The organism is Morganella morganii, assembly GCF_019242955.1.
In the GTDB taxonomy this organism is placed as follows: Bacteria; Pseudomonadota; Gammaproteobacteria; order Enterobacterales; family Enterobacteriaceae; genus Morganella; species Morganella sibonii.
The window spans coordinates 2,624,577-2,642,863 of record NZ_CP066129.1 but is presented as its reverse complement, the minus strand read 5'-3'; the positions used below and the strand labels follow the sequence as shown (position 1 = coordinate 2,642,863).

The window sequence follows — 18,287 nt, the reverse complement described above, 5'->3', positions numbered from 1 at the left end:
GAAATGAGAGTCGTTGTCGGTGGATTATCAGGCGATAAAACATCTGATACCAAATATAAGTGGACTTGGCGAAGTAATTGGAAGCCGTTTTATGATGATTTGGTTGGCAAGTACCATATTGAGTAAAATTGTTGTTTTGATATGTAACATTATGACATTTAACTGGCTGTTTATTACGGACAGTTTTTTTGACAAACTGCCCGTTTGGTTTCAGAGGGATTACTGATGATTATTTTTTGATTTTTTGTACCATAGAAAAAAATGGATAAGTCCAAATCCACCATGTCCATAGATATATATTTCTATTAGCACGGTTAATGATTTATGGATGTTTCTCGCCTCTAATGCTGATGGTGAATGCTGTAACCATAAAAAAAACCATATTATTCCTGATATGATGACTATCGATAATGCCCCGAGTCCCAATCCCTGAACTACGGCGGCCAACCCCCTTGGAGCGCTGTCTGGTAGCTTTAGCTTCATCAGTTGTTTTATATCATTTTTCAATGGGACAATATCTCCCCAAAGATAGGGATAAAAATACCGCATTCCCCTTTCATGGAGGCATACAATAATTAAGAGTAATGTAATGAAAAATAAGCAAAAACCAATAGTGATATGAGCCCATGTGAAAAAATAAGTCCAATCCAGCGGAGGTATAACAGGGGATTTTGTGCCTTTCATCCAATTACTGATAATGATTTGCGCCAAAACAAAAATCAGGACTGCACAATGCAACAATCGTACTTTACGTGATTGATACAGGCTGAAAAAATACCATATTTCTCTTGTCAGATTCATATATGCCCCAAAATCGAATAATAAACATATGTAATATATCATTCCTGCCAGATAAATGAGGTAATGTTGTGCATAATTCCATGTTGTCCGAAAGTGCCTTATTATATTCCGATAGTGGGATTTCTATACATATTCACACTACGCAAATTCTAAACCGCGCACTCGCGGGTTTTTTTATTACATGAAATAAATATAAGACTTGCTGTTACTTTTAGTCAGAGTTACATGTGTAGTTATGCACAATAACTGACCGAAGTTATAAAATGTCATTTTAAAACAGAGTGATATGACAACAGCGGCGGAGGTGTTACCAGGCGGAATTTTCTCTGTCAGCGATGCGGCTGCCTTGTCAGGGCTTCCCATGCCGCGTTGCCGACTTCTTCTTACTCAGTTCAGCCTTGCCGGTCTTTTGAAAGACTGCGGCAACGGTGAGTGATTCAAACGACTTTAAACTGTGAAATGGGCGGCTGGTGGGGGTTGGTAGCACCTTCCCAGCCATTCACTCGTTATAGCGATCACGGATAAACCAAAGGCCCACTACTTGTTTGCACAAAGCAAAGTGAGCTTAACAAAAAAGATTACCCTGATCTATGAAAAACACTGTTAATTTAAACAGTGTTAATTTGGTTAACGACGACTCACTCAGCTATATCAAAACCCTTCCGGTCCATGGCGGTAGCAAAACAAAGAAAGCCTGCGTTGTTTTTCCCCGTCTACTGAGCGGGTTCTGTTTGCAGAGCACTATCAGGGACAGGTAAAAGGAAGAGGCAGTGAGTACCATCAGCGGCGGAATGAATTAAAGAAAAATGTGTTTAACCCGCTGATTGAGTATTTCCGGCAGGCGCGTGATGCATTGGGTATCACGGCAAAAGAAATTGACCAGGCAACCGGCAAGCAGATGTCGTCACATTGGTTCGGGTATAGTCAGTGGCAGTTACCGAATGAAGTGGATTACCGAAAATTACAGGCACTTTTTCAGAGGAAAGCCGCAGAGTGTCAGCGAAATAACCCTTCATGCCGTGAACATGATGATCTGGTCAGTGAGCTGCGCACCCTCCGGCGTGAATATTACGAACTGTCAGATCAGTATCAGTTGTTGCGCCGTTACTTCATGGTATCAGTTGATGTGACTTATACCGATGTGTGGACATTTCCGCCGGTTCAGTATTACCCCGGAAAGCACCCCTGTGAAAAACCGGCCGCAATGATGGAGCACATCATAAAAGCTAGCAGCCGGGAAGGTGATCTGGTCGCTGATTTCTTTATGGGATCAGGGGCGACACTGAAAGCACCCCTGAAGTACAACCGCCGCGTTCTGGGTGTGGAAATGGAAGCGGAGCGGTTTGAGCGGACGAAGCGGGAACTGACAGATATCGCTTATTTGCATTCAAAAGTAACGTGGGCTACACCGTTCACAACTAAATGAGAATCGATTTCTGTCTTTATCACTTTTACAGCCTTGTTTTGTGCGGCGCAATATGATGCTGCATTTTTAATTGCCTGAGCTTCTGCGCCACTTTGTCTACCGGCGGCCGGAGCTGACTCCACGGAGGCCAGGTAATGACCATCGTCTGTTTTTTGAATATCGGACTGATATGTCAGGCCTAATCCATTAAATTTGGTATTGTCATTTTTAACTGCGCAGCCACTTAAAAGGAAACCAAGGACAATAGGTATTACGATTGATTTTTTCATTTGCTGAATCCGTTTCAATTTAAAATGTCTGTGGATTATACAAAACAAACGTAAATGAAATCTAAACATATATATCATTGCACATGGTGTATATAAGGATGCGTTAAGCTTCAACTCTCCGGAATGTCCGGATAGTTCACATGTTCGGTTGTTCCAGCTGAATATTAGTAGCGATGGCCCTGTTAGCGCATAGCAGCCTGGCTGAGCTAAATCAGGCTCTCATTTCAGACAAAAAAAAAGCCGGTTTGGGAATAACCGGCATAAATAATAAACGATATTATTTTCATATAAATTCAGGTTTTTGTTACCTTATCATTATAGCCTGAAAATACGTATTTATCCGTGATAAGTTTGAAAAACGATTAAGCATGTGAACATGTCTTTTCTCGACTTATCTATCAGATATTTATTGTGTGAATTAAAAAAAACGTATTACAAAGGTCGCCATGTGCGGCCTTTTTTATTGTCCGCAACAATAAGAGCATTGGAATACGACAGGCTCATTATCTAATCCGTATTCGGTCTCAGTGCTCTTCTTATTGCTTTCCCGCCGCTGGTGGGATTCCGAATAATGCCGCAGCCACCTCACTTTAACCTGTTTAAAACATATAACCCGGTTGCGGCATTACCCCTATCACTCAACATACGGAACACTCCGCAGGGGGTGGATATGCGCATGTCTGACAAATATTCCAGCCCTACAGCATACGCCTGGGGACTTATAACCTCTGCTTTTGGCGTTTTATCTCTGGACCAGTGGGCTATTGTTGCCGGGATCATCTGTACTGTCGGTACGTTCCTGGTGAACTGGTATTACAAACGGAAGGAATTTCAGTTGAAAGCCGGAGAACATCATGAATAAGCGATTGGTTAAAAAGGTCATGGCTGCTTGTACTGCTGGGGCAATTGCCGGTGCGCTGGTGCTGATCCCCGTATATGAAGGTGTTGAGTATACGCCTTATCGTGATGTGGCCGGAGTGCTCACCGTATGTTATGGCCATACCGGCAGTGATATTCAGCCCGGCAAGCTGTACACGGACGCTGAATGCAAGGCCCTGTTGCACGACGACCTGACGAAAGTCCGGCGCGCGGTTGATCCTATGATCAAAGTGCCGATTGATGACAATACCCGGGCGGCCATCTATTCATTTGTCTACAACGTCGGCCCCGGCGCGTTCTCGCGCTCCACTATGCTGCGCAAACTCAATGCCGGTGATATCGCCGGTGCGTGTGACGAAATGAAACGCTGGACATTTGCCGGTGGCAAGCAGTGGCACGGACTGATTAACCGGCGGGATACGGAGAACGCGGTATGCCACGGAACCCCTTAACGTTGATCATCATTGCTATCATCCTGCTGACTACTGCTCTGCTGTCGGTTTGTTATCTGTATTCACTCCCGAATCACTGTAAGCCTCTGCCGGGTAACCCGCTGGGCGGTGTGATCCATTATAAGTGTGAAGCGTTATGAACCGGAAAGAAGCGGTAATTGCCGCGCTGTTTATTGCTGCCGCCTGGTGGGTATATGACACCTACCGAGATAACCAACAGCTGAAAGTGAGTAACACAGTACTCTCAGGCCAGTTATCAGCACAGCAGGCGATAAACACCATTACGCTTTCAGCCGTTGCCATCAGACACCGCGCAGCACTCGACAACATCAAAGCCAAACGGGCCGAGGACACAGAGCATGTCAAAGTTAAGACTGTTATCAAAACTGTTTTCAAAGACAGTGAATGCGCTGCTGCTCCTGTTCCCGCTGATGCTGTCAGTGAGTTGCGCAGATACGCGACCGGAATTAATACCCGCGCCGGTGGTGCCGCTTCCGCCGCAACTGACCGCTGATTGTGAGCAGGTAGATATACCGGATGATCTGACGTTCGGTGGTGCCGTAGAGCTGCTGGCTGATGCTATGAAATACATTGCCAACTGCAATCACGATAAACGGGCAATACGGGAGATTGAAGCGGAGAGGCAAAAAAAAGCCCCAGAATAAAGGGGCGCATATGGAATATTAGAGAAGTAGTTATTGTTATTTTCGTACTGAGTATACCCTCAGAACTTCCGTAATTTCAATTCGATTAAAAAATCAAAAAAAAGCCCTGTAAAACAGGGCGGTAAGGCAATTGAAGAAGAATATTTACTCTAACTACGATGTTCAATATACAGGCTGCTTCGCGTACTAATCAACAACACTTGATTATAAGGATTTCGAGGCTCGCTGTATTAAGGTTTTCGGCAAATCAGGGATGCATATGCAAATTATTTATCCTGCTGACTAACCACATAATTATACAGCAACACTTCAATAGACCGCCCTGCGGTCTATTTATTGCCTGTATTTTATAAAACTCCGCATACGTCGCTTACGAGTGGCGTTGATAGAGGTTTATGCAAGTCTGCCGCCATCATGTAGTATCGGGGTACATGCCACAACGGTGAGGAATTGTATGATTCTGCATAATGTGCTTAAAACTATATACATAGACAATGGCGACAATGATTTTTTGAAATATGAAATCATGGGGGAGCACGGTGGCGATGTAACAATAGCGATCGTATCAGCAGAAATTAAGTCAGTAGTTGGCGGAATAGAGTGTTATCTGTGGGCTAAAGTCGGAGAGCTAACATTTGAGTACCTTGATCCGCTAAAGAGAGGATCATTCCAGCAGACTGTAGCAATGGAATCTCCGCCGGGGAGAAGTATCAGCACCGTAATGCGGGAATGCAAAAAACACAGAGCTACCTGGCAAAGACCGTAACAAATACATAACCCGCTCCGGCGGGTTTTTTATTGGGGAAATCTATGCCACCACGTATACCACGCGCCTGTCGCAAGCGAGGCTGCGCAAAGACAACCACAGACCGCAGCGGATACTGCGAAGAACACCGCAATACAGGGTGGGAGAACCACCAGCAGGGCAGGAGCCGACACGAACGCGGGTACGGTACAAAGTGGGACCGTCTGCGTACTGGGGTGCTGAACAGGGATAAACATCTGTGCCAGCAATGTCTGCGTGAAGGCCGGGCAACTGAAGCAAAGACAGTCGACCACATCACTCCGAAAGCACATGGGGGTACCGATGCGGAAAGCAACCTGCAAAGCCTGTGCTGGCCATGTCACTACCGGAAGACGGCAACTGAACGCAATCGCGGCTGAACCGCTGCAATGCACAGGGGAGGGGGAGGTCAAATCTCTGCCGCTCCACCGCCAGAGGACCGCCGCCTTGCCTTTTTTCACATCGCCGCAGGTTAGAAAACTTTTTTTGGGGTTCCCCCAGCATGTATTAACAGGAGATATCTATTATGTCAGGACCACCAAGAACCCCGACACATCTGCGTTTGGTCAGGGGTAACCCATCAAAACGCCCGATCAATAAAAAAGAACCAAAACCACCGTCAGGGGTACCCCCAACTCCGAAGCATTTTTCTAAACAGGAAAAATACTGGTTCAGGCGGATGGCCGAAGAACTTAATGATATCGGCGTAATTACCAGACTTGACGGGATGGCACTGGAATTAATGATCGGCGCATACATCGAGTGGCGCCATCACCGTGATGTGATCGCTGAAGTCGGGGAGTCTTATCAGACCACGACCAGTACGGGTGACATTATTATCCGGGCGCATCCGCAGGTGGCTATGCGGGACCGGGCATTTAACAATATCTGCAAAATGATGTCAGAGTTTGGTATCACTCCGGCATCCCGGGCCAAGGTATCCGGTAACACACCAGCCGAAGAAGACCCTTTCGAGGCATTTCTGAAACAAAGAAAATGATGAATGGCAACCGTAGCAGACGGGATCCGGTACGCCGAGCAGGTGGTTGCCGGAGAAATAGTTACGGGCGAACTGATATGCCTGGCGTGTCAGCGGTTTCTTGATGATCTGGAATACGGCCCTGAGCGCGGTATTTATTTCATGGAGGAACGCGCCCGGCATATTCTGGATTTTTACCGGTTCGTCCCGCATGTCAAAGGGGCGCTGGCAGGTAAGCCGATTGAGCTGATGCCGTGGCATACCTTTATTCTGATTAATATTTTTGGTTTTGTGATCCCGCTGGTTGATGAACTCACCGGGGCGGTTCAGTACGATGATGACGGTGAGCCGGTGCTGGTTCGTCGCTTCCGGACGGCCTATAACGAAGTTGCGCGTAAAAACGCTAAATCCACCCTCTCATCCGGTATCGGCCTGTACATGACCGGCGCTGACGGTGAGGGTGGCGCCGAGGTTTACTCGGCTGCGACCACCCGTGACCAGGCCCGTATTGTGTTTGAAGATGCAAAAAATATGGTCAAAAAGGCCAAAAGCTCACTCGGCCGCCTGTTTGAATTTAACAAGCTGGCGATTTACCAGGAGCGGTCTGCATCCAACTTTGAGCCGCTGTCCAGTGACGCAAATAACCTCGACGGCCTGAATATTCACTGCGGCATTGTGGACGAACTTCATGCCCACAAAACCCGTGATGTGTGGGATGTGCTGGAAACCGCGACCGGTGCCCGTCTTCAATCCCTGCTGTTTGCGATCACCACAGCGGGATTTAACCGCGAGGGCATCTGCTACGAACTGCGGGATTACGCCATCAAGGTGCTGCGGGGCGTGGTGGAGGATGACACCTTTTTCGCGGCAATTTACACACCGGATGAGGATGATGACCCGTTCGATGAAAGCATCTGGATAAAAGCTAATCCGGGGCTGGGTGTCTGTAAGCGTTTTGACGATATGCGCCGCCTGGCGAAAAAGGCAAAAGAGCAGATTGCGGCCCGGCCTAATTTCCTGACCAAGCACCTCAATATGTGGGTGAATGCCGAATCCGCCTGGATGGATACCGGTAAGTGGGACAGCTGCCCTGAAAATGCGCCGGATGATGAGCTGAAAAATTACCCGGTCTGGGTTGGTGTGGATCTGTCAAACAAAATCGATGTGACCGCAGCCGTTAAAGTGTATGAGGATCCGCGCGGACAACTGCATATGAAGTGCAAATTCTGGCTGCCGGAGGACAGAGTAGTGACTGCACCGAAGCATATCGCTGACCTGTACCGGAAATGGGGAGCTGCTGGTTATCTTGAACTGACGGACGGTGAGGTTGTCGATCACGACATCATCAAAGCCGATATTCTGGCATGGTGCGAAGGTGAGGATTTACGTGAACTCGGTTTTGACCCGTGGAGTGCCGTTCAGTTCTCCCGCCGCCTGGCGGAAGAAGGTATTCCGCTGGTGGAGGTGGCGCAGACGGTGAAAAACCTGTCTGAATCGATGAAAACCGTTCAGGCCGATGTATATTCCGGCAAATTTCACCATGACCACAACCCGGTAATGTCCTGGATGATGTCTAACGTGACGGTAAAACCGGACAGAAATGACAACATTTTCCCGAACAAATCGACACCGGAAAACAAAATTGACGGGCCGTTTGCCCTGTTTACTGCCAAATCACGCCAGATGGTGAACGGCGGGGACAGCAGCGACTTCCTTTCCTCTCTGGATCCTGACGAAGAAATTCTATTCCTATGAAAAACATACTTCTTGATCTCACCGCCCTGACAGGTTTCGGCGCGGTGCTGGCAGGCTGTTACCTGAAATACGGTCTGTCGGATTCTCTGGTGATTGGCGGGTCAGCAATGGTTATCTATTCACTGGCTGTGGCCATGAGGGGGAAACGTGCTTCTTGATGCATTATTCCGCGATACACCGACCAGTATTGAGAATCCGGCGGTACCCATCAGTGCAGATTCTGTTGATGCAGATGGTCTGTTCAAAGCAGATGTGTATGTCAGCCCGGAAACCTCGATGAAACTGGCTGCTGTATATGCTTGTATTTATGTTCTTTCTTCCTCAATAGCACAGATGCCGCTGCATGTGATGCGCAGAACCGGCGATAAGGTTGAGACTGCCCGCGATCATCCTGTGTTTCACCTTGTTCACGATGAGCCGAACGAATGGCAGACCAGTTATAAATGGCGGGAAACCAAAGAGCGCCATATTCTCGGCTGGGGAAACGGCTACACGCAGGTGATCCGTAACAGTCGCGGTGAGGTGACCAGTCTGGAAGCCTGTATGCCGTGGGAAACCGCACTGCTTAACACAGGTGGCCGGTATACCTACGGTGTTTATAACGAACAGGGGAATTTTGCTGTCAGTCCGGATGACATGATCCACATCCGGGCGCTGGGTAATAACCAGCGGATGGGGCTCAGTCCGATAGTGCAGCATGCGGAAACCATCGGCATGGGGATGTCCGGTCAGAAATACACCAGTTCTTTCTTCGGCGGTAATGCCCGTCCGGCCGGTATCGTCTCAGTGAAAGGGGAGTTACAGAAAGACGGGTGGCTCAGACTGAAAGATATGTGGCAGAAAGCGTCTGCAGCGCTGCGCAGTCAGGAAAACAAAACCATGCTGTTGCCTGCTGACCTGGATTACAAAGCCCTGACCGTTTCCCCGGTGGATGCTCAGTTGATCGATATGCTGAAGCTGAACCGCTCCATGATTGCCGGGATTTTTAACGTACCGGCACACATGATCAATGATCTGGAAAAGGCGACATTCTCCAACATTTCTGAACAATCCATTCAGTTTGTCCGGCATACGATCATGCCGTGGGTGGTGAACTGGGAACAGGAGCTTAACAGGCGGTTGTTCACCCGGCAGGAGCGCTGCGCCGGATTTTATGTCCGGTTTAATCTGGCCGGATTACTGCGCGGAACCCCGAGAGAGCGGGCTGAATTCTATCATTATGCCATTACTGACGGCTGGATGAGCCGGAATGAGGCACGGGCATTTGAGGATATGAACCCGGTTGACGGACTGGATGAGATGCTGGTCAGCGTTAATGCCGCACAACCGGACGGCAGTAAATCAGAAGGTGGTGAAAAAGATGAGCAGTAATGAAAGAGAAACCCGCAGCTACAGCGGTGAGATCCGGGCCGCTCCGGGGGAAGAGGATAAACCGGCCCACATTATCGGTCTGGCTTCGGTGTTTAACTCCCTGTCCGAGCCGATGTGGGGATTCCGCGAAATTATTAAACCCGGCGCATTTGACGATGTGTTGAATGATGATGTGCGGGCGCTGTTCAATCATGACCGCAATTATATCCTCGGCCGGTCTGCTTCCGGAACGTTATCGCTGAGTATCAGCGAACAGGGACTGGCCTACGATATTACGGTGCCGGATACACAAACTATCCGGGACCTTGTGGTTGCTCCGATGTTACGTGGGGATGTCAGTCAGAGTTCGTTCGCGTTCAGCGTGGCGGTGAACGGCGATGACTGGTATCAGGATGATGACGGCATGGTTGTCCGTGAAATTCACCGGATCTCCCGTCTCTATGATGTCAGTCCGGTGACTTATCCGGCCTATCTGGCCGCAAATTCAACCGTGCGGTCAATGGAGGCGTGGAAAGAAGCACGCGACAGCGGCGGTATAGCCAAAGCTGTCAATGAAAAACTGGCGCGTGAGCGTCTTCTCACTTTAATGAATGTATAAGGCAATTCTATGAAACTTCATGAATTAAAACAGAAACGTAATACCATCGCCACCGAAATGCGTGCAATCCATGAAAAGGTCGGTGACGGTGTTATGACCGAAGAACAGCGTGCGGAGTGGAATAAGGCCAAAACAGAGTTTGATCGTCTGAATGAACAAATTGCCCGTGAAGAGGAACTGCGTGCGGCAGATCAGGCTTTTGTGGATGATCAGGAGCCGGAACAGCGCGGAAAACAGAACGGTAATCCGGAAAGTGAAGCCGCAGAGCGCCGCGCAGCGGCATTTGACCGCTTTCTCCGCCATGGTTTCGGTGAGCTGACAGCAGAAGAACGTCAGGCCGTGAGGGAATTACGGGCTCAGGGAACATCCCCGGATGAGAAAGGGGGCTATACCGTCCCGGTTAAGATGCTGAACAAAGTTGTTGAGCAGATGAAAGCCTACGGCGGGATTGTCTCGGTTTCTCATGTTCTGCCGACGGCGGACGGCCAGGATATTACCTGGTCAACATCGGACGGCACAGCGGAGGAAGGTGAACTGCTGGGGGAAAACACCGCTGCCAGTGAACAGGATGTGGAATTCGGCACCGCCATTCTCGGTGCCAAAAAATTGTCTTCCAAAATTATCCGTGTATCAAATGAGTTGCTGCAGGACAGCGGGATCAATATTGAATCCTACCTTGCCGCCCGTATCGCGCAGCGTATCGGCCGTGGTGAGGCTAAATACCTGGTGAAAGGTACCGGTGCCGGTACGCCGGTGCAGCCGAAAGGCCTGGATGTTTCCGTGACAGGCACGGTAAACGCGAAAACAGCCGCATTCAGCTGGAAAGACATCAACGCGCTGAAACACGCCATTGATCCGGCGTACCGCAACAGCCCTAAGTTCCGGCTGGCCTTTAATGACAGCACCCTGAAAGTGCTCACGGAAATGGAGGATGGTAACAAGCGTCCGCTGTGGCTGCCGGAAATCACCGGTGTTGCTCCCGCGACAATTCTGGGTATGCCGTATGTGATTGATCAGGCGGTTGACAGTATGGAAGCCGGTAAAAAATTTATCTTCTGTGGTGATTTTGACCGTTTTATTGTCCGCCGTGTCACTTATATGACGCTGAAACGTCTGGTCGAGCGTTATGCTGAATTTGACCAGACCGCGTTTCTGGCGTTTCACCGCTTTGACTGTTGTCTGGAAGATACCTCAGCGATTAAGGCGCTGGTGGCAAAAGCTGCCTGATAGTCATACCGTTGCAATCCTGTGTGCCGCTTAACTGCGGTTTTTTTGTGCCTGCGGTCTGAAGCGGCCGCAGGCATGGGGGAAATATGCCGTTACCGACACTCGAAAAACTGAGAATGCAGTGCCGTATTGATGAGGATAATGACCTTGAGGATGAGTTGCTTCTGACTTACCTGGGGGCGGCCGTGAAGCGGGCTGAAAATTATATTAACCGTCATCTTTATGACACAGAGGTTCCTGCATCAGATCCGGACGGATTACCGGTTACGGATGATATAGAACTGGCCCTGCTGGTCTGCGTTGGTTACCTGTATGAATCACGGGAAAATGCGGCAATACCGGCGGGCTTCTTTCTGCTGCTTGAACCGTACAGGTTCATCAATTTATAGGGAGCGCACTGTGCAGGCCGGAAGATTAAGGCATCGCGTCACATTTCAGCGTGCTGAACGGGTTATCTTACCGTCCGGCCAGCGTGAAAACCAATGGCTGCCCGTTGCCGTAACCTGGGCGGAAGTCAGACCCGTCAATGGCCGGGAACTGCTGACCGCCGGAGCGGAAATGTCAGAAATAACGGTCCGCGTATGGATGCGGTACCGGCCGGATATTCATCCTGCATGCCGGATGGTATATCGCGGTCAGGTCTACGATATTCAGGCTGTGATCCCGGATGTGAAATTTACCCGGCTGGAACTGCTGTGTAAACAGGGGGTGAAAGATGGCTGATATGGGGCTGGATTTGTCCGGTTTTGCTGAACTATCCCGTGATCTGGAATCACTCAGCCGGGCTGAAAATACCCGTGTGCTGCGGGAGGCTGCGAAAGCCGCAGCGGATATGCTGCGGGATGAGGTCCGGCAGAGTGCACCCCGCAGAACCGGCAGGTTAGTGCGTAATATCGTTACCGGCGGTCAGCGGAGCCGTTATAAAGGTGAGGTTGTCTCGGGGGTGTACATCCGGGGAACCAACGCCGCAGGAACCAACAGTGATAACACACTGAAAACGGACGATCCGCGTAATGCGTTTTACTGGCGCTTTCTGGAAAACGGTACATCAAAAATGGCACCACAACCCTTTATACGCCCGGCATTTGACGGTAAGGCGGATGAGGCCGCGGATCTGGCGCTGAGCAAACTCAGTCAGGCTATCGATAAGGTGCTGAGCGGATGAAAGAATCTGATTTGTTTTCTTTGCTTGCCCCGGTGCTGCCGGGCAGGGTTTTCCCGTATGTGGCTCCGCAGGATGAACCCAAAATTCAGCCGCCGTGGTGTGTTTTTTCACTTTATGATACCGGCGGCGATGTGCTGTGCGGCCGTGCTGAGACAATGACCAATATCCAGATTGATGTGTATGCAAAAACCATCGATGAAGCCCGCCGGATCCGTGAACTGTCTGTTGCTGCTGTTTCTCCGCTTTCACCGGCGGAGTTCACAGAAAAGCAGGGCTATGAAGCGGATACCTCGCTTTACCGGGCCACGCTGGAGTGTCAGGTCTGGCAATAACGTAATCTTGAACAACAAGCTGCTGCGGCAGCTTTTTTTATGCTTACAGGAAAATAATCATGCCGAGCAAATATGAAAAAACGCAGGGCACGAAAATCAGTATTTCAAAGCTGCCTGCAACAGAAGTGAACCCCGCATCCGCAGAATTTCTGCCGCTGGCCTGTGCGGCCAAAGAGATCAGTTATACCGGTGGTCAGAAGTCGGATATTGATGTCACAACCCTGTGCTCAACGGAGCAGGAAATGACCAACGGGCTGGCCTCTCCGGGGGAAATCACGATCTCCGGTAACTGGTCACCGGATGAAGGCCAGGAAGTTCTGCGTACTGCCTATGACAAAGATACTATTCATGCGTTCAAAGTGGAATTTCCGTCAGGTAATGGTTATGCCTTCCTGGCAGAAGTCCGTCAGAACAGCTGGAGTGCGGCAACCAGCGGGCTGGTCACCGCGTCTTTCACGCTGCGCATGAAAGGTAAGCCTGTTCCGCTGAAAAATGGGGCGGTAACTGAGCCGGGAAAGAGGGAATAAGCCGTGGCGAATCCGAAACTGTCATTAAAAGAACTGGCACTCAGTCCAAAAAACGCCTTCCGTTCAAAGATGGTGAAGGTACCTGAATGGAGCGGAGTCACCGTTATTCTGCGGGAACCGTCTTCGGCAGCCTGGCTCAGATGGCGTGAGCTGATGAATACCGGCGCAGACGGTGATGAAAAATTGTCAGAGGCAGAACAGGCGCAGCGCAATCTGCGTGCAGATGTGGTGATGTTTTCTGATGTGCTGCTGGATGAAGATAAAGAGCGGGTGTTCAGTGATGACGACACTGAAGAAGTGATGGCTGTTTACGGGCCGGTTCATGCCCGTTTACTGAAACAGGCGCTTGACCTGATGACCACGCCGGATGAAGCGGAAAAAAAGTAGCACAGCCCGGGATGTTTTTTCTGATGACACTGGCGCTCCGGATGGGGCGTACAGTGGATGAACTGACCAGAACGATGAGCGCCGGTGAGCTGACCATGTGGATGGCTTTTGACCGCCTCAGTCCGATCGGGGACATCCGCAGTGACATACAGACGGCCCATATTGTCTCATCGCTGTACGGCGCACAGGGCGGCAAACTCAGCCTGAATGATGCGATGCTGCAATGGGGAAAAACGGGTAACGGTGAGGCAGATGACGGGCTGGAGGGTTTTCTGAAATCGGTATCTGAAACCTGATTGTACTGACATAGCAGAGGACGTAATGGCAAAGCTTCGTGAGCTTATTATTAAAATATCGGCAAATTCCTCCTCGTTTCAGTCTGAAATAGCGCGCGCCTCACGGATGGGGGAGAACTATTACCGGACGCTGGAGCAGGGCGGACGCAAAGCAGCATCGGCATCACGCGAAACGAAACGGGCAATCAGTGAACTGAATAATGAACTGTCATCAATAAAATCCACGGTAACCGGTGTAATGGGGGGCATGGCCGGTGCTTTTGCCACGCAGCAGCTTATCAGTTATGCCGATACCTGGAGTCAGTTAAGCGGCCGTCTGAAACTGGCCTCTGTGTCTGCGGAGGATTTCAGCCGTGCTCAGCAGGAACTGATGTCACTGAGCCAGCGTACCGGCACGTCACTGGCGGCAAATACCAACCTGTATGCCCGTATTGCACAGTCGATGCGTGATGCGGGTTATGCCTCGGGGGATGTGGCAAAAGTCACTGAAACCATCGCAACTTCACTGAAGCTGTCCGGTGCAAGCACCGAAGAAGCCAGCTCTGTTATTACTCAACTCAGTCAGGCACTGGCTTCCGGTGTTCTGCGCGGTGAAGAATTTAACGCGGTGATGGAGAACGGCGGACGGCTGGCAAAACTGCTGGCTGACGGGATGGGGACCACCATCGGCGGGCTGCGCGATATGGCGCAGAGCGGGCAGCTGACCACGGATAAAATCGTCCCGATCCTGACAAATACGGAGCAACTCAGAAAAGAATTTGAGCAGTTACCGCAGACCGTCAGTATGGCTTCGCAAAAGGTGGAAAACGCCTTTATGGCGTGGGTGGGCGGGGCTAATGAGGCATCTGGTGCAACCAGCACACTGACCGGGGCACTGAATGGTATTGCAGGAAATATAGATACCATCGCCACTGTTGCAGGGGCACTGGTCGGGGTTGGCCTGGCACGGTATTTCGGTGGACTGACCGCCAGCGTGGTTAAAGCATCCTCCGGGGTGGTCAGTGCCGCAAAAGGCGAGGTCGCTCTTGCGCAGGCCCAGCTGCGCGGGACACAAATTGCGGTTGCCAGAGCGCGTGCGGCAGAGTACCGGGCACAAAAATCACTGGCAGCTGCACGCGGAACCGATGCGCAGGCAGGCGCAGAAAAGCGGCTTGCCGCTGTACAGGCATCCGTTACACGCAATATTAACGCCCGCAATATCGCACAAAACAACCTGAATAACGTCACATCTGTCGGTTCACGTCTTCTTGGTGGTGCGCTGGGGCTGGTCGGTGGTATTCCGGGGCTGGTGATGCTGGGTGCCGGTGCCTGGTACACCATGTACCAGAAGCAGGAACAGGCAAGACAGTCCGCACTTGAATACGCCGCCACCATTGACCAGGTTCGTGCCAATCTTAATAAAATGACGCTGCCGGAAACCGCTGATAACTCTGGTAAAACCAAAGAATCGCTGGCGGTGCAAAATAAACTGGTTGATGAGCAGCGTCAGAAAGTCGAGAGATTAAAATCAGCGATAGCAGGATATCAGCAGATGCTGGCCTCACCCGGCCCCAGCATCAACGGCTATCTGATTAATCATCTGATCAGTCAGGAGGATGCGGTTAAATCCCTGGCGGCTGCGCAGGGTGAACTTTCTGTTGAACAGAGCAGGCTCAATGAGCTGAGCAAAAAATCGGAAGAGATTCAGTCAGCACTGAAGGCGGTCGAAAGTCAGCGTGATTTTCTTATTCGTCAGCAGTCTGCTGCCCAGAATAATATGCGTCATTCATTACTGATGGTGAATGCGGAGCATAGCGAATTTAACCGGATAATGTCTGCCGGAAATCAGATCCTGACTAACCGCCTGGCTCTGGTTAACAGCCCGATGCGTATCCCGGCAGCGCCTCTCAGCGAAAAACAGCAGGATTTCATTCAAAAATCAGAGCGGGACAAAGAACTGTCCGCACTGACCGGGGAAGCCCGTGTTATCCGGCAGGCTGAGTTTGCCGCAGATGATATCGGTCTGCTGAATAAACCTGAATTTGCCGATAACCGGCAGAAGTATATTGATAATCAGGTGGCAGCCTACCGGAATCAGGAAAAGCTGAGTAAGGAACTGAAAGCGGGTAAAAGTGCTCAGAGTGCTTTCAATAAAGAGCAGAAAGAAGCGGAACGTCAGGCGGAGCAGTATGCCCGTAAAATGGCGGATCTGAGTGTGGCCACGGAGGTTCAGAAAGTCAGAGCCTCGCAGGGAGAGAAGGCCGCGGAGCTGTATGCGGCTGCGCATGAGGCCGGTACCAAATGGACGGATGAGCAGCGAAAAGCGATCCGCGCATCCTCTGTTGCCCTGGCGGAGTGGACACAAAAGGCCGATGAGGCGGTCAGAAAGCAGCGTGAAATGGATGATGCGCTGAAAGCGATGCGTGACGGAGCCCGGAAATTCAGTGACGAAGCGGAGCAAATTGATAAAACCCGGGGAATGGGCGGAAACCGGCGCAGTCTTTACGATGAGCGTCAGCAGATTGATCGTGTTTATGCCAAATCTGATCAGGGAAAAAGTGCGACCGAAGCTTATAACCGGGAGATTGATGCGCTCAACCTGAAATATCAGAAAATAAAGGAGGTTCAGTCTGACTGGACCAGCGGGGTTACCCGGGGGATGGAAGACTGGGTTGCTGAGGCCGGAGATTATGCGGAGCAAACCGCATCAGCAGTGCAGAGCGCCATGGGCGGTATGGTGAATAACATCACTGACATGCTGAACGGAAATAAAGCCAGCTGGCGCGACTGGTCAATAGATGTCCTTAAATCCATCCAGAAAATACTGGTCAACGCTGCCATCGTGAACAGCCTGAAATCCATGTCAGATGCCGGTGGCTGGATTGGTGCTGTCGGTAACTTCCTGGGAGGTGCCGCGGCAAATGCCAAAGGCGGAGTTTATAACTCCCCGGGCCTGAGTGCGTACAGTAATCAGATAGTCAGCACACCGACTTATTTTGCGTTTGCCAAAGGTGCCGGGCTGATGGGTGAGGCCGGACCGGAAGCGATTATGCCGTTAACACGGGCGGCGGATGGCTCTCTCGGTGTCCGGGCGATCGGCAGAAATCAGAATACCGGTTCTGCAGCACCACAGGTGTTTATTACCATTGACAGTAACGGCAGCAGCCAGACGCAGTCGTCAGCTGGTTATGAACAGTTTGGCCGGGAGATTGGGCAGTATGTAGACCAGCGTTACCGGGCGCTGATTAATACAGACCTGCGGCCCGGCGGTGCCATCTGGTCGGTTGCGAAAGGGGGCCGTCAATGATTGAAATTTTCACCTGGTGTCCCCGTGTTAATCCCACGGAGGACATCACCTATAAAACCCGCAGGGTGAAGTTCGGTGATGGTTATGAGCAGGTGTCCGGTGACGGTATTAACGCCCGCAGCCAGAAGTGGTCACTGGAATTTACCGGTCGCGGGGAGTATATCGCGGCTATCCGTCAGTTTATCGACCGTCACGGCGGCATAAAGGCTTTTCAGTGGAAACCCCCGCTTGAGCCGGTCGGTCTGTACCGGTGCGACGAGCATAAGCTCACCCCGCTCGGCGGTGACAACTATTCACTTTCTCTCACTTTTACCCAGGCATTTAAACCATGATCACAAATGACTACCAGAAGCTGGAACCGGGTAATGCCGTCCGGCTTTTTGAGGTTGACGGTACCGCATTCGGTGCGCCGGATATTTTGCGGTTCCATGCATACAACATCCCACATACAGAGGCAGAAATTACAGCCGCCGGTGGTGATCCGGAAAAATTACCGGCGAAATCCATCTGGTGGCAGGGAGAGGAGTATCGGGCCTGGCCTGCGCAGATTGAAGGGATAGAGGCATCCACCACCGGATCCGGCGCACAGCCGAAGTTATCGGTGGCAAACCTCGACGGTTCAATCACCGCGCTGTGTCTGGCATACGATGACATGCTGAAAGCGAAAGTCACGATACACGACACCCTGGCACACTATCTGGATGCGGCGAATTTTCCGGATGGCAACCCGGCGGCAGATCCTACCCAGGAAAAAGTCTCGGTCTTTTATATCGACAGCAAATCCTCAGAAACTAACGAAGTTATCGGGTTTGAATTAGCCAGCCCGATGGATTTGCAGGGGGTGCTGATCCCGACGCGGCAACTGCATGCAATGTGTACCTGGTGCATACGCGGCAAATACAAATCCGGTGACGGCTGTGATTATGCCGGGCAGAACGGGTATTTTGACAAATACGGCAACCGCGTGGATGACCCGGCACAGGATCAGTGCAGCGGCATGCTGAATACCGGTTGCTTTCCCCGTTTCGGGAAAAATAATCCGATCCCGTTCGGCGGCTTTCCGGGAACCTCATTACTGAGGAAATAAT

The 18,287-nt window shown here is 50.7% G+C and carries 26 protein-coding genes; 24 read left to right on the top strand and 2 right to left on the bottom strand.

Translation table 11 applies throughout. The annotated features are described in order from the left end of the window. Positions 1-219: 219 nt before the first annotated feature. Positions 220-801, bottom strand: coding sequence for a cytochrome b/b6 domain-containing protein (locus JC793_RS12360; protein ID WP_046894999.1), 582 nt, complete (start codon positions 799-801; stop codon positions 220-222). Positions 802-1,609: 808 nt separating this feature from the next. Here JC793_RS12360 and JC793_RS12355 point away from each other — a divergent pair. Further along, positions 1,610-2,227 (top strand): DNA methyltransferase, encoded by a 618-nt coding sequence (locus JC793_RS12355; RefSeq protein WP_247717244.1) that lies wholly within the window; start codon positions 1,610-1,612, stop codon positions 2,225-2,227. Here JC793_RS12355 and JC793_RS12350 read toward each other — a convergent pair. Further along, positions 2,179-2,496: a hypothetical protein gene (locus JC793_RS12350; RefSeq protein ID WP_107678686.1), complete on the bottom strand. Its 318-nt coding sequence runs from the start codon at positions 2,494-2,496 to the stop codon at positions 2,179-2,181. The genes JC793_RS12355 and JC793_RS12350 overlap by 49 nt on opposite strands. 670 nt (positions 2,497-3,166) lie before the next feature. Between JC793_RS12350 and JC793_RS12345 the strand changes: the two genes are divergently transcribed. The 23 genes from JC793_RS12345 to JC793_RS12240 all read left to right on the top strand — a co-directional run bounded on the left by JC793_RS12345 (position 3,167) and on the right by JC793_RS12240 (position 18,286). Next, on the top strand, positions 3,167-3,358 hold the full coding sequence (locus JC793_RS12345) for a phage holin family protein (protein ID WP_004240322.1): 192 nt from the start codon (positions 3,167-3,169) through the stop codon (positions 3,356-3,358). Continuing rightward, complete coding sequence (locus JC793_RS12340) at positions 3,351-3,827, top strand: lysozyme (RefSeq protein WP_111759703.1); 477 nt, start codon at positions 3,351-3,353, stop codon at positions 3,825-3,827. The genes JC793_RS12345 and JC793_RS12340 overlap by 8 nt, the downstream gene beginning before the upstream one ends. Further along, positions 3,809-3,967, top strand: a complete 159-nt coding sequence (locus JC793_RS12335) for a hypothetical protein (protein WP_181257571.1) — start codon at positions 3,809-3,811, stop codon at positions 3,965-3,967. The genes JC793_RS12340 and JC793_RS12335 overlap by 19 nt, the downstream gene beginning before the upstream one ends. Beyond that, a complete protein-coding gene (locus tag JC793_RS12330; RefSeq protein ID WP_107678684.1) occupies positions 3,964-4,341 on the top strand; it encodes a hypothetical protein in 378 nt (125 codons plus the stop codon). Before JC793_RS12335 ends, JC793_RS12330 begins: the two co-directional genes overlap by 4 nt. Continuing rightward, positions 4,259-4,492, top strand: a complete 234-nt coding sequence (lysC, locus tag JC793_RS19830; RefSeq protein WP_431739788.1) for an Rz1-like lysis system protein LysC — start codon at positions 4,259-4,261, stop codon at positions 4,490-4,492. The genes JC793_RS12330 and lysC overlap by 83 nt, the downstream gene beginning before the upstream one ends. 454 nt (positions 4,493-4,946) lie before the next feature. Continuing rightward, positions 4,947-5,258, top strand: coding sequence for a hypothetical protein (locus tag JC793_RS12325; RefSeq protein WP_107678682.1), 312 nt, complete (start codon positions 4,947-4,949; stop codon positions 5,256-5,258). Positions 5,259-5,302: 44 nt separating this feature from the next. Continuing rightward, the gene (locus JC793_RS12320; protein ID WP_107678681.1) at positions 5,303-5,656 is read left to right on the top strand and encodes an HNH endonuclease; all 354 of its coding nucleotides are present in this window, start codon (positions 5,303-5,305) and stop codon (positions 5,654-5,656) included. A 146-nt stretch (positions 5,657-5,802) separates the two neighbouring features. Continuing rightward, positions 5,803-6,276: a phage terminase small subunit P27 family gene (locus JC793_RS12315; RefSeq protein WP_046025040.1), complete on the top strand. Its 474-nt coding sequence runs from the start codon at positions 5,803-5,805 to the stop codon at positions 6,274-6,276. Positions 6,277-6,279: 3 nt separating this feature from the next. Continuing rightward, positions 6,280-8,010: a terminase large subunit gene (locus JC793_RS12310; protein ID WP_218426308.1), complete on the top strand. Its 1,731-nt coding sequence runs from the start codon at positions 6,280-6,282 to the stop codon at positions 8,008-8,010. Beyond that, a complete protein-coding gene (locus tag JC793_RS12305; RefSeq protein WP_218426307.1) occupies positions 8,007-8,168 on the top strand; it encodes a hypothetical protein in 162 nt (53 codons plus the stop codon). Before JC793_RS12310 ends, JC793_RS12305 begins: the two co-directional genes overlap by 4 nt. After that, on the top strand, positions 8,158-9,381 hold the full coding sequence (locus tag JC793_RS12300; protein WP_218426306.1) for a phage portal protein: 1,224 nt from the start codon (positions 8,158-8,160) through the stop codon (positions 9,379-9,381). The genes JC793_RS12305 and JC793_RS12300 overlap by 11 nt, the downstream gene beginning before the upstream one ends. Next, positions 9,371-9,979, top strand: a complete 609-nt coding sequence (locus JC793_RS12295; RefSeq protein WP_004239758.1) for an HK97 family phage prohead protease — start codon at positions 9,371-9,373, stop codon at positions 9,977-9,979. The genes JC793_RS12300 and JC793_RS12295 overlap by 11 nt, the downstream gene beginning before the upstream one ends. A 9-nt stretch (positions 9,980-9,988) precedes the next feature. After that, positions 9,989-11,206: a phage major capsid protein gene (locus JC793_RS12290; RefSeq protein WP_186749078.1), complete on the top strand. Its 1,218-nt coding sequence runs from the start codon at positions 9,989-9,991 to the stop codon at positions 11,204-11,206. Positions 11,207-11,292: 86 nt separating this feature from the next. Then, positions 11,293-11,595, top strand: a complete 303-nt coding sequence (locus JC793_RS12285) for a head-tail connector protein (RefSeq protein WP_004239763.1) — start codon at positions 11,293-11,295, stop codon at positions 11,593-11,595. A gap of 10 nt (positions 11,596-11,605) precedes the next feature. Beyond that, positions 11,606-11,929: a phage head closure protein gene (locus tag JC793_RS12280; protein ID WP_186749077.1), complete on the top strand. Its 324-nt coding sequence runs from the start codon at positions 11,606-11,608 to the stop codon at positions 11,927-11,929. Then, the gene (locus JC793_RS12275; RefSeq protein WP_218426305.1) at positions 11,922-12,371 is read left to right on the top strand and encodes an HK97-gp10 family putative phage morphogenesis protein; all 450 of its coding nucleotides are present in this window, start codon (positions 11,922-11,924) and stop codon (positions 12,369-12,371) included. The genes JC793_RS12280 and JC793_RS12275 overlap by 8 nt, the downstream gene beginning before the upstream one ends. Continuing rightward, positions 12,368-12,703 carry a hypothetical protein gene (locus JC793_RS12270; RefSeq protein WP_025154456.1) on the top strand — a complete coding sequence of 112 codons (336 nt, stop codon included), beginning with the start codon at positions 12,368-12,370 and terminating at the stop codon, positions 12,701-12,703. The genes JC793_RS12275 and JC793_RS12270 overlap by 4 nt, the downstream gene beginning before the upstream one ends. Positions 12,704-12,762: 59 nt before the next feature. Further along, positions 12,763-13,230, top strand: a complete 468-nt coding sequence (locus JC793_RS12265) for a phage tail tube protein (protein WP_098935582.1) — start codon at positions 12,763-12,765, stop codon at positions 13,228-13,230. A gap of 69 nt (positions 13,231-13,299) precedes the next feature. Further along, positions 13,300-13,617 (top strand): phage tail assembly chaperone, encoded by a 318-nt coding sequence (locus JC793_RS12260; RefSeq protein ID WP_046025123.1) that lies wholly within the window; start codon positions 13,300-13,302, stop codon positions 13,615-13,617. A 23-nt stretch (positions 13,618-13,640) separates the two neighbouring features. After that, entirely contained in the window at positions 13,641-13,913 is a 273-nt protein-coding gene (locus JC793_RS12255) for a phage tail assembly protein T (RefSeq protein ID WP_416381810.1), read from the top strand. A gap of 25 nt (positions 13,914-13,938) precedes the next feature. Then, entirely contained in the window at positions 13,939-17,199 is a 3,261-nt protein-coding gene (locus tag JC793_RS12250; RefSeq protein ID WP_218426304.1) for a phage tail tape measure protein, read from the top strand. Continuing rightward, the gene (locus JC793_RS12245; RefSeq protein WP_182090130.1) at positions 17,196-17,531 is read left to right on the top strand and encodes a phage tail protein; all 336 of its coding nucleotides are present in this window, start codon (positions 17,196-17,198) and stop codon (positions 17,529-17,531) included. The genes JC793_RS12250 and JC793_RS12245 overlap by 4 nt, the downstream gene beginning before the upstream one ends. Then, positions 17,528-18,286 carry a phage minor tail protein L gene (locus JC793_RS12240; RefSeq protein WP_218426303.1) on the top strand — a complete coding sequence of 253 codons (759 nt, stop codon included), beginning with the start codon at positions 17,528-17,530 and terminating at the stop codon, positions 18,284-18,286. Before JC793_RS12245 ends, JC793_RS12240 begins: the two co-directional genes overlap by 4 nt. Position 18,287: the final 1 nt, after the last annotated feature.

What these genes read in the sequence shown, in the direction of transcription:
- JC793_RS12260 (WP_046025123.1), top strand. Translation starts at nt 13,300, where the DNA reads ATGGTGAAGGTACCTGAATGGAGCGGAGTCACCGTTATTCTGCGGGAA.
- JC793_RS12345 (WP_004240322.1), top strand. Translation starts at nt 3,167, where the DNA reads ATGCGCATGTCTGACAAATATTCCAGCCCTACAGCATACGCCTGGGGA.
- JC793_RS12250 (WP_218426304.1), top strand. Translation starts at nt 13,939, where the DNA reads ATGGCAAAGCTTCGTGAGCTTATTATTAAAATATCGGCAAATTCCTCC.
- lysC (WP_431739788.1), top strand. Translation starts at nt 4,259, where the DNA reads ATGCTGTCAGTGAGTTGCGCAGATACGCGACCGGAATTAATACCCGCG.
- JC793_RS12305 (WP_218426307.1), top strand. Translation starts at nt 8,007, where the DNA reads ATGAAAAACATACTTCTTGATCTCACCGCCCTGACAGGTTTCGGCGCG.
- JC793_RS12240 (WP_218426303.1), top strand. Translation starts at nt 17,528, where the DNA reads ATGATCACAAATGACTACCAGAAGCTGGAACCGGGTAATGCCGTCCGG.
- JC793_RS12275 (WP_218426305.1), top strand. Translation starts at nt 11,922, where the DNA reads ATGGCTGATATGGGGCTGGATTTGTCCGGTTTTGCTGAACTATCCCGT.
- JC793_RS12245 (WP_182090130.1), top strand. Translation starts at nt 17,196, where the DNA reads ATGATTGAAATTTTCACCTGGTGTCCCCGTGTTAATCCCACGGAGGAC.
- JC793_RS12360 (WP_046894999.1), bottom strand. Translation starts at nt 801, where the DNA reads ATGAATCTGACAAGAGAAATATGGTATTTTTTCAGCCTGTATCAATCA.
- JC793_RS12255 (WP_416381810.1), top strand. Translation starts at nt 13,641, where the DNA reads ATGACACTGGCGCTCCGGATGGGGCGTACAGTGGATGAACTGACCAGA.
- JC793_RS12310 (WP_218426308.1), top strand. Translation starts at nt 6,280, where the DNA reads ATGGCAACCGTAGCAGACGGGATCCGGTACGCCGAGCAGGTGGTTGCC.
- JC793_RS12290 (WP_186749078.1), top strand. Translation starts at nt 9,989, where the DNA reads ATGAAACTTCATGAATTAAAACAGAAACGTAATACCATCGCCACCGAA.
- JC793_RS12295 (WP_004239758.1), top strand. Translation starts at nt 9,371, where the DNA reads ATGAGCAGTAATGAAAGAGAAACCCGCAGCTACAGCGGTGAGATCCGG.
- JC793_RS12325 (WP_107678682.1), top strand. Translation starts at nt 4,947, where the DNA reads ATGATTCTGCATAATGTGCTTAAAACTATATACATAGACAATGGCGAC.
- JC793_RS12285 (WP_004239763.1), top strand. Translation starts at nt 11,293, where the DNA reads ATGCCGTTACCGACACTCGAAAAACTGAGAATGCAGTGCCGTATTGAT.
- JC793_RS12320 (WP_107678681.1), top strand. Translation starts at nt 5,303, where the DNA reads ATGCCACCACGTATACCACGCGCCTGTCGCAAGCGAGGCTGCGCAAAG.
- JC793_RS12315 (WP_046025040.1), top strand. Translation starts at nt 5,803, where the DNA reads ATGTCAGGACCACCAAGAACCCCGACACATCTGCGTTTGGTCAGGGGT.
- JC793_RS12265 (WP_098935582.1), top strand. Translation starts at nt 12,763, where the DNA reads ATGCCGAGCAAATATGAAAAAACGCAGGGCACGAAAATCAGTATTTCA.
- JC793_RS12350 (WP_107678686.1), bottom strand. Translation starts at nt 2,496, where the DNA reads ATGAAAAAATCAATCGTAATACCTATTGTCCTTGGTTTCCTTTTAAGT.
- JC793_RS12340 (WP_111759703.1), top strand. Translation starts at nt 3,351, where the DNA reads ATGAATAAGCGATTGGTTAAAAAGGTCATGGCTGCTTGTACTGCTGGG.
- JC793_RS12335 (WP_181257571.1), top strand. Translation starts at nt 3,809, where the DNA reads ATGCCACGGAACCCCTTAACGTTGATCATCATTGCTATCATCCTGCTG.
- JC793_RS12330 (WP_107678684.1), top strand. Translation starts at nt 3,964, where the DNA reads ATGAACCGGAAAGAAGCGGTAATTGCCGCGCTGTTTATTGCTGCCGCC.
- JC793_RS12270 (WP_025154456.1), top strand. Translation starts at nt 12,368, where the DNA reads ATGAAAGAATCTGATTTGTTTTCTTTGCTTGCCCCGGTGCTGCCGGGC.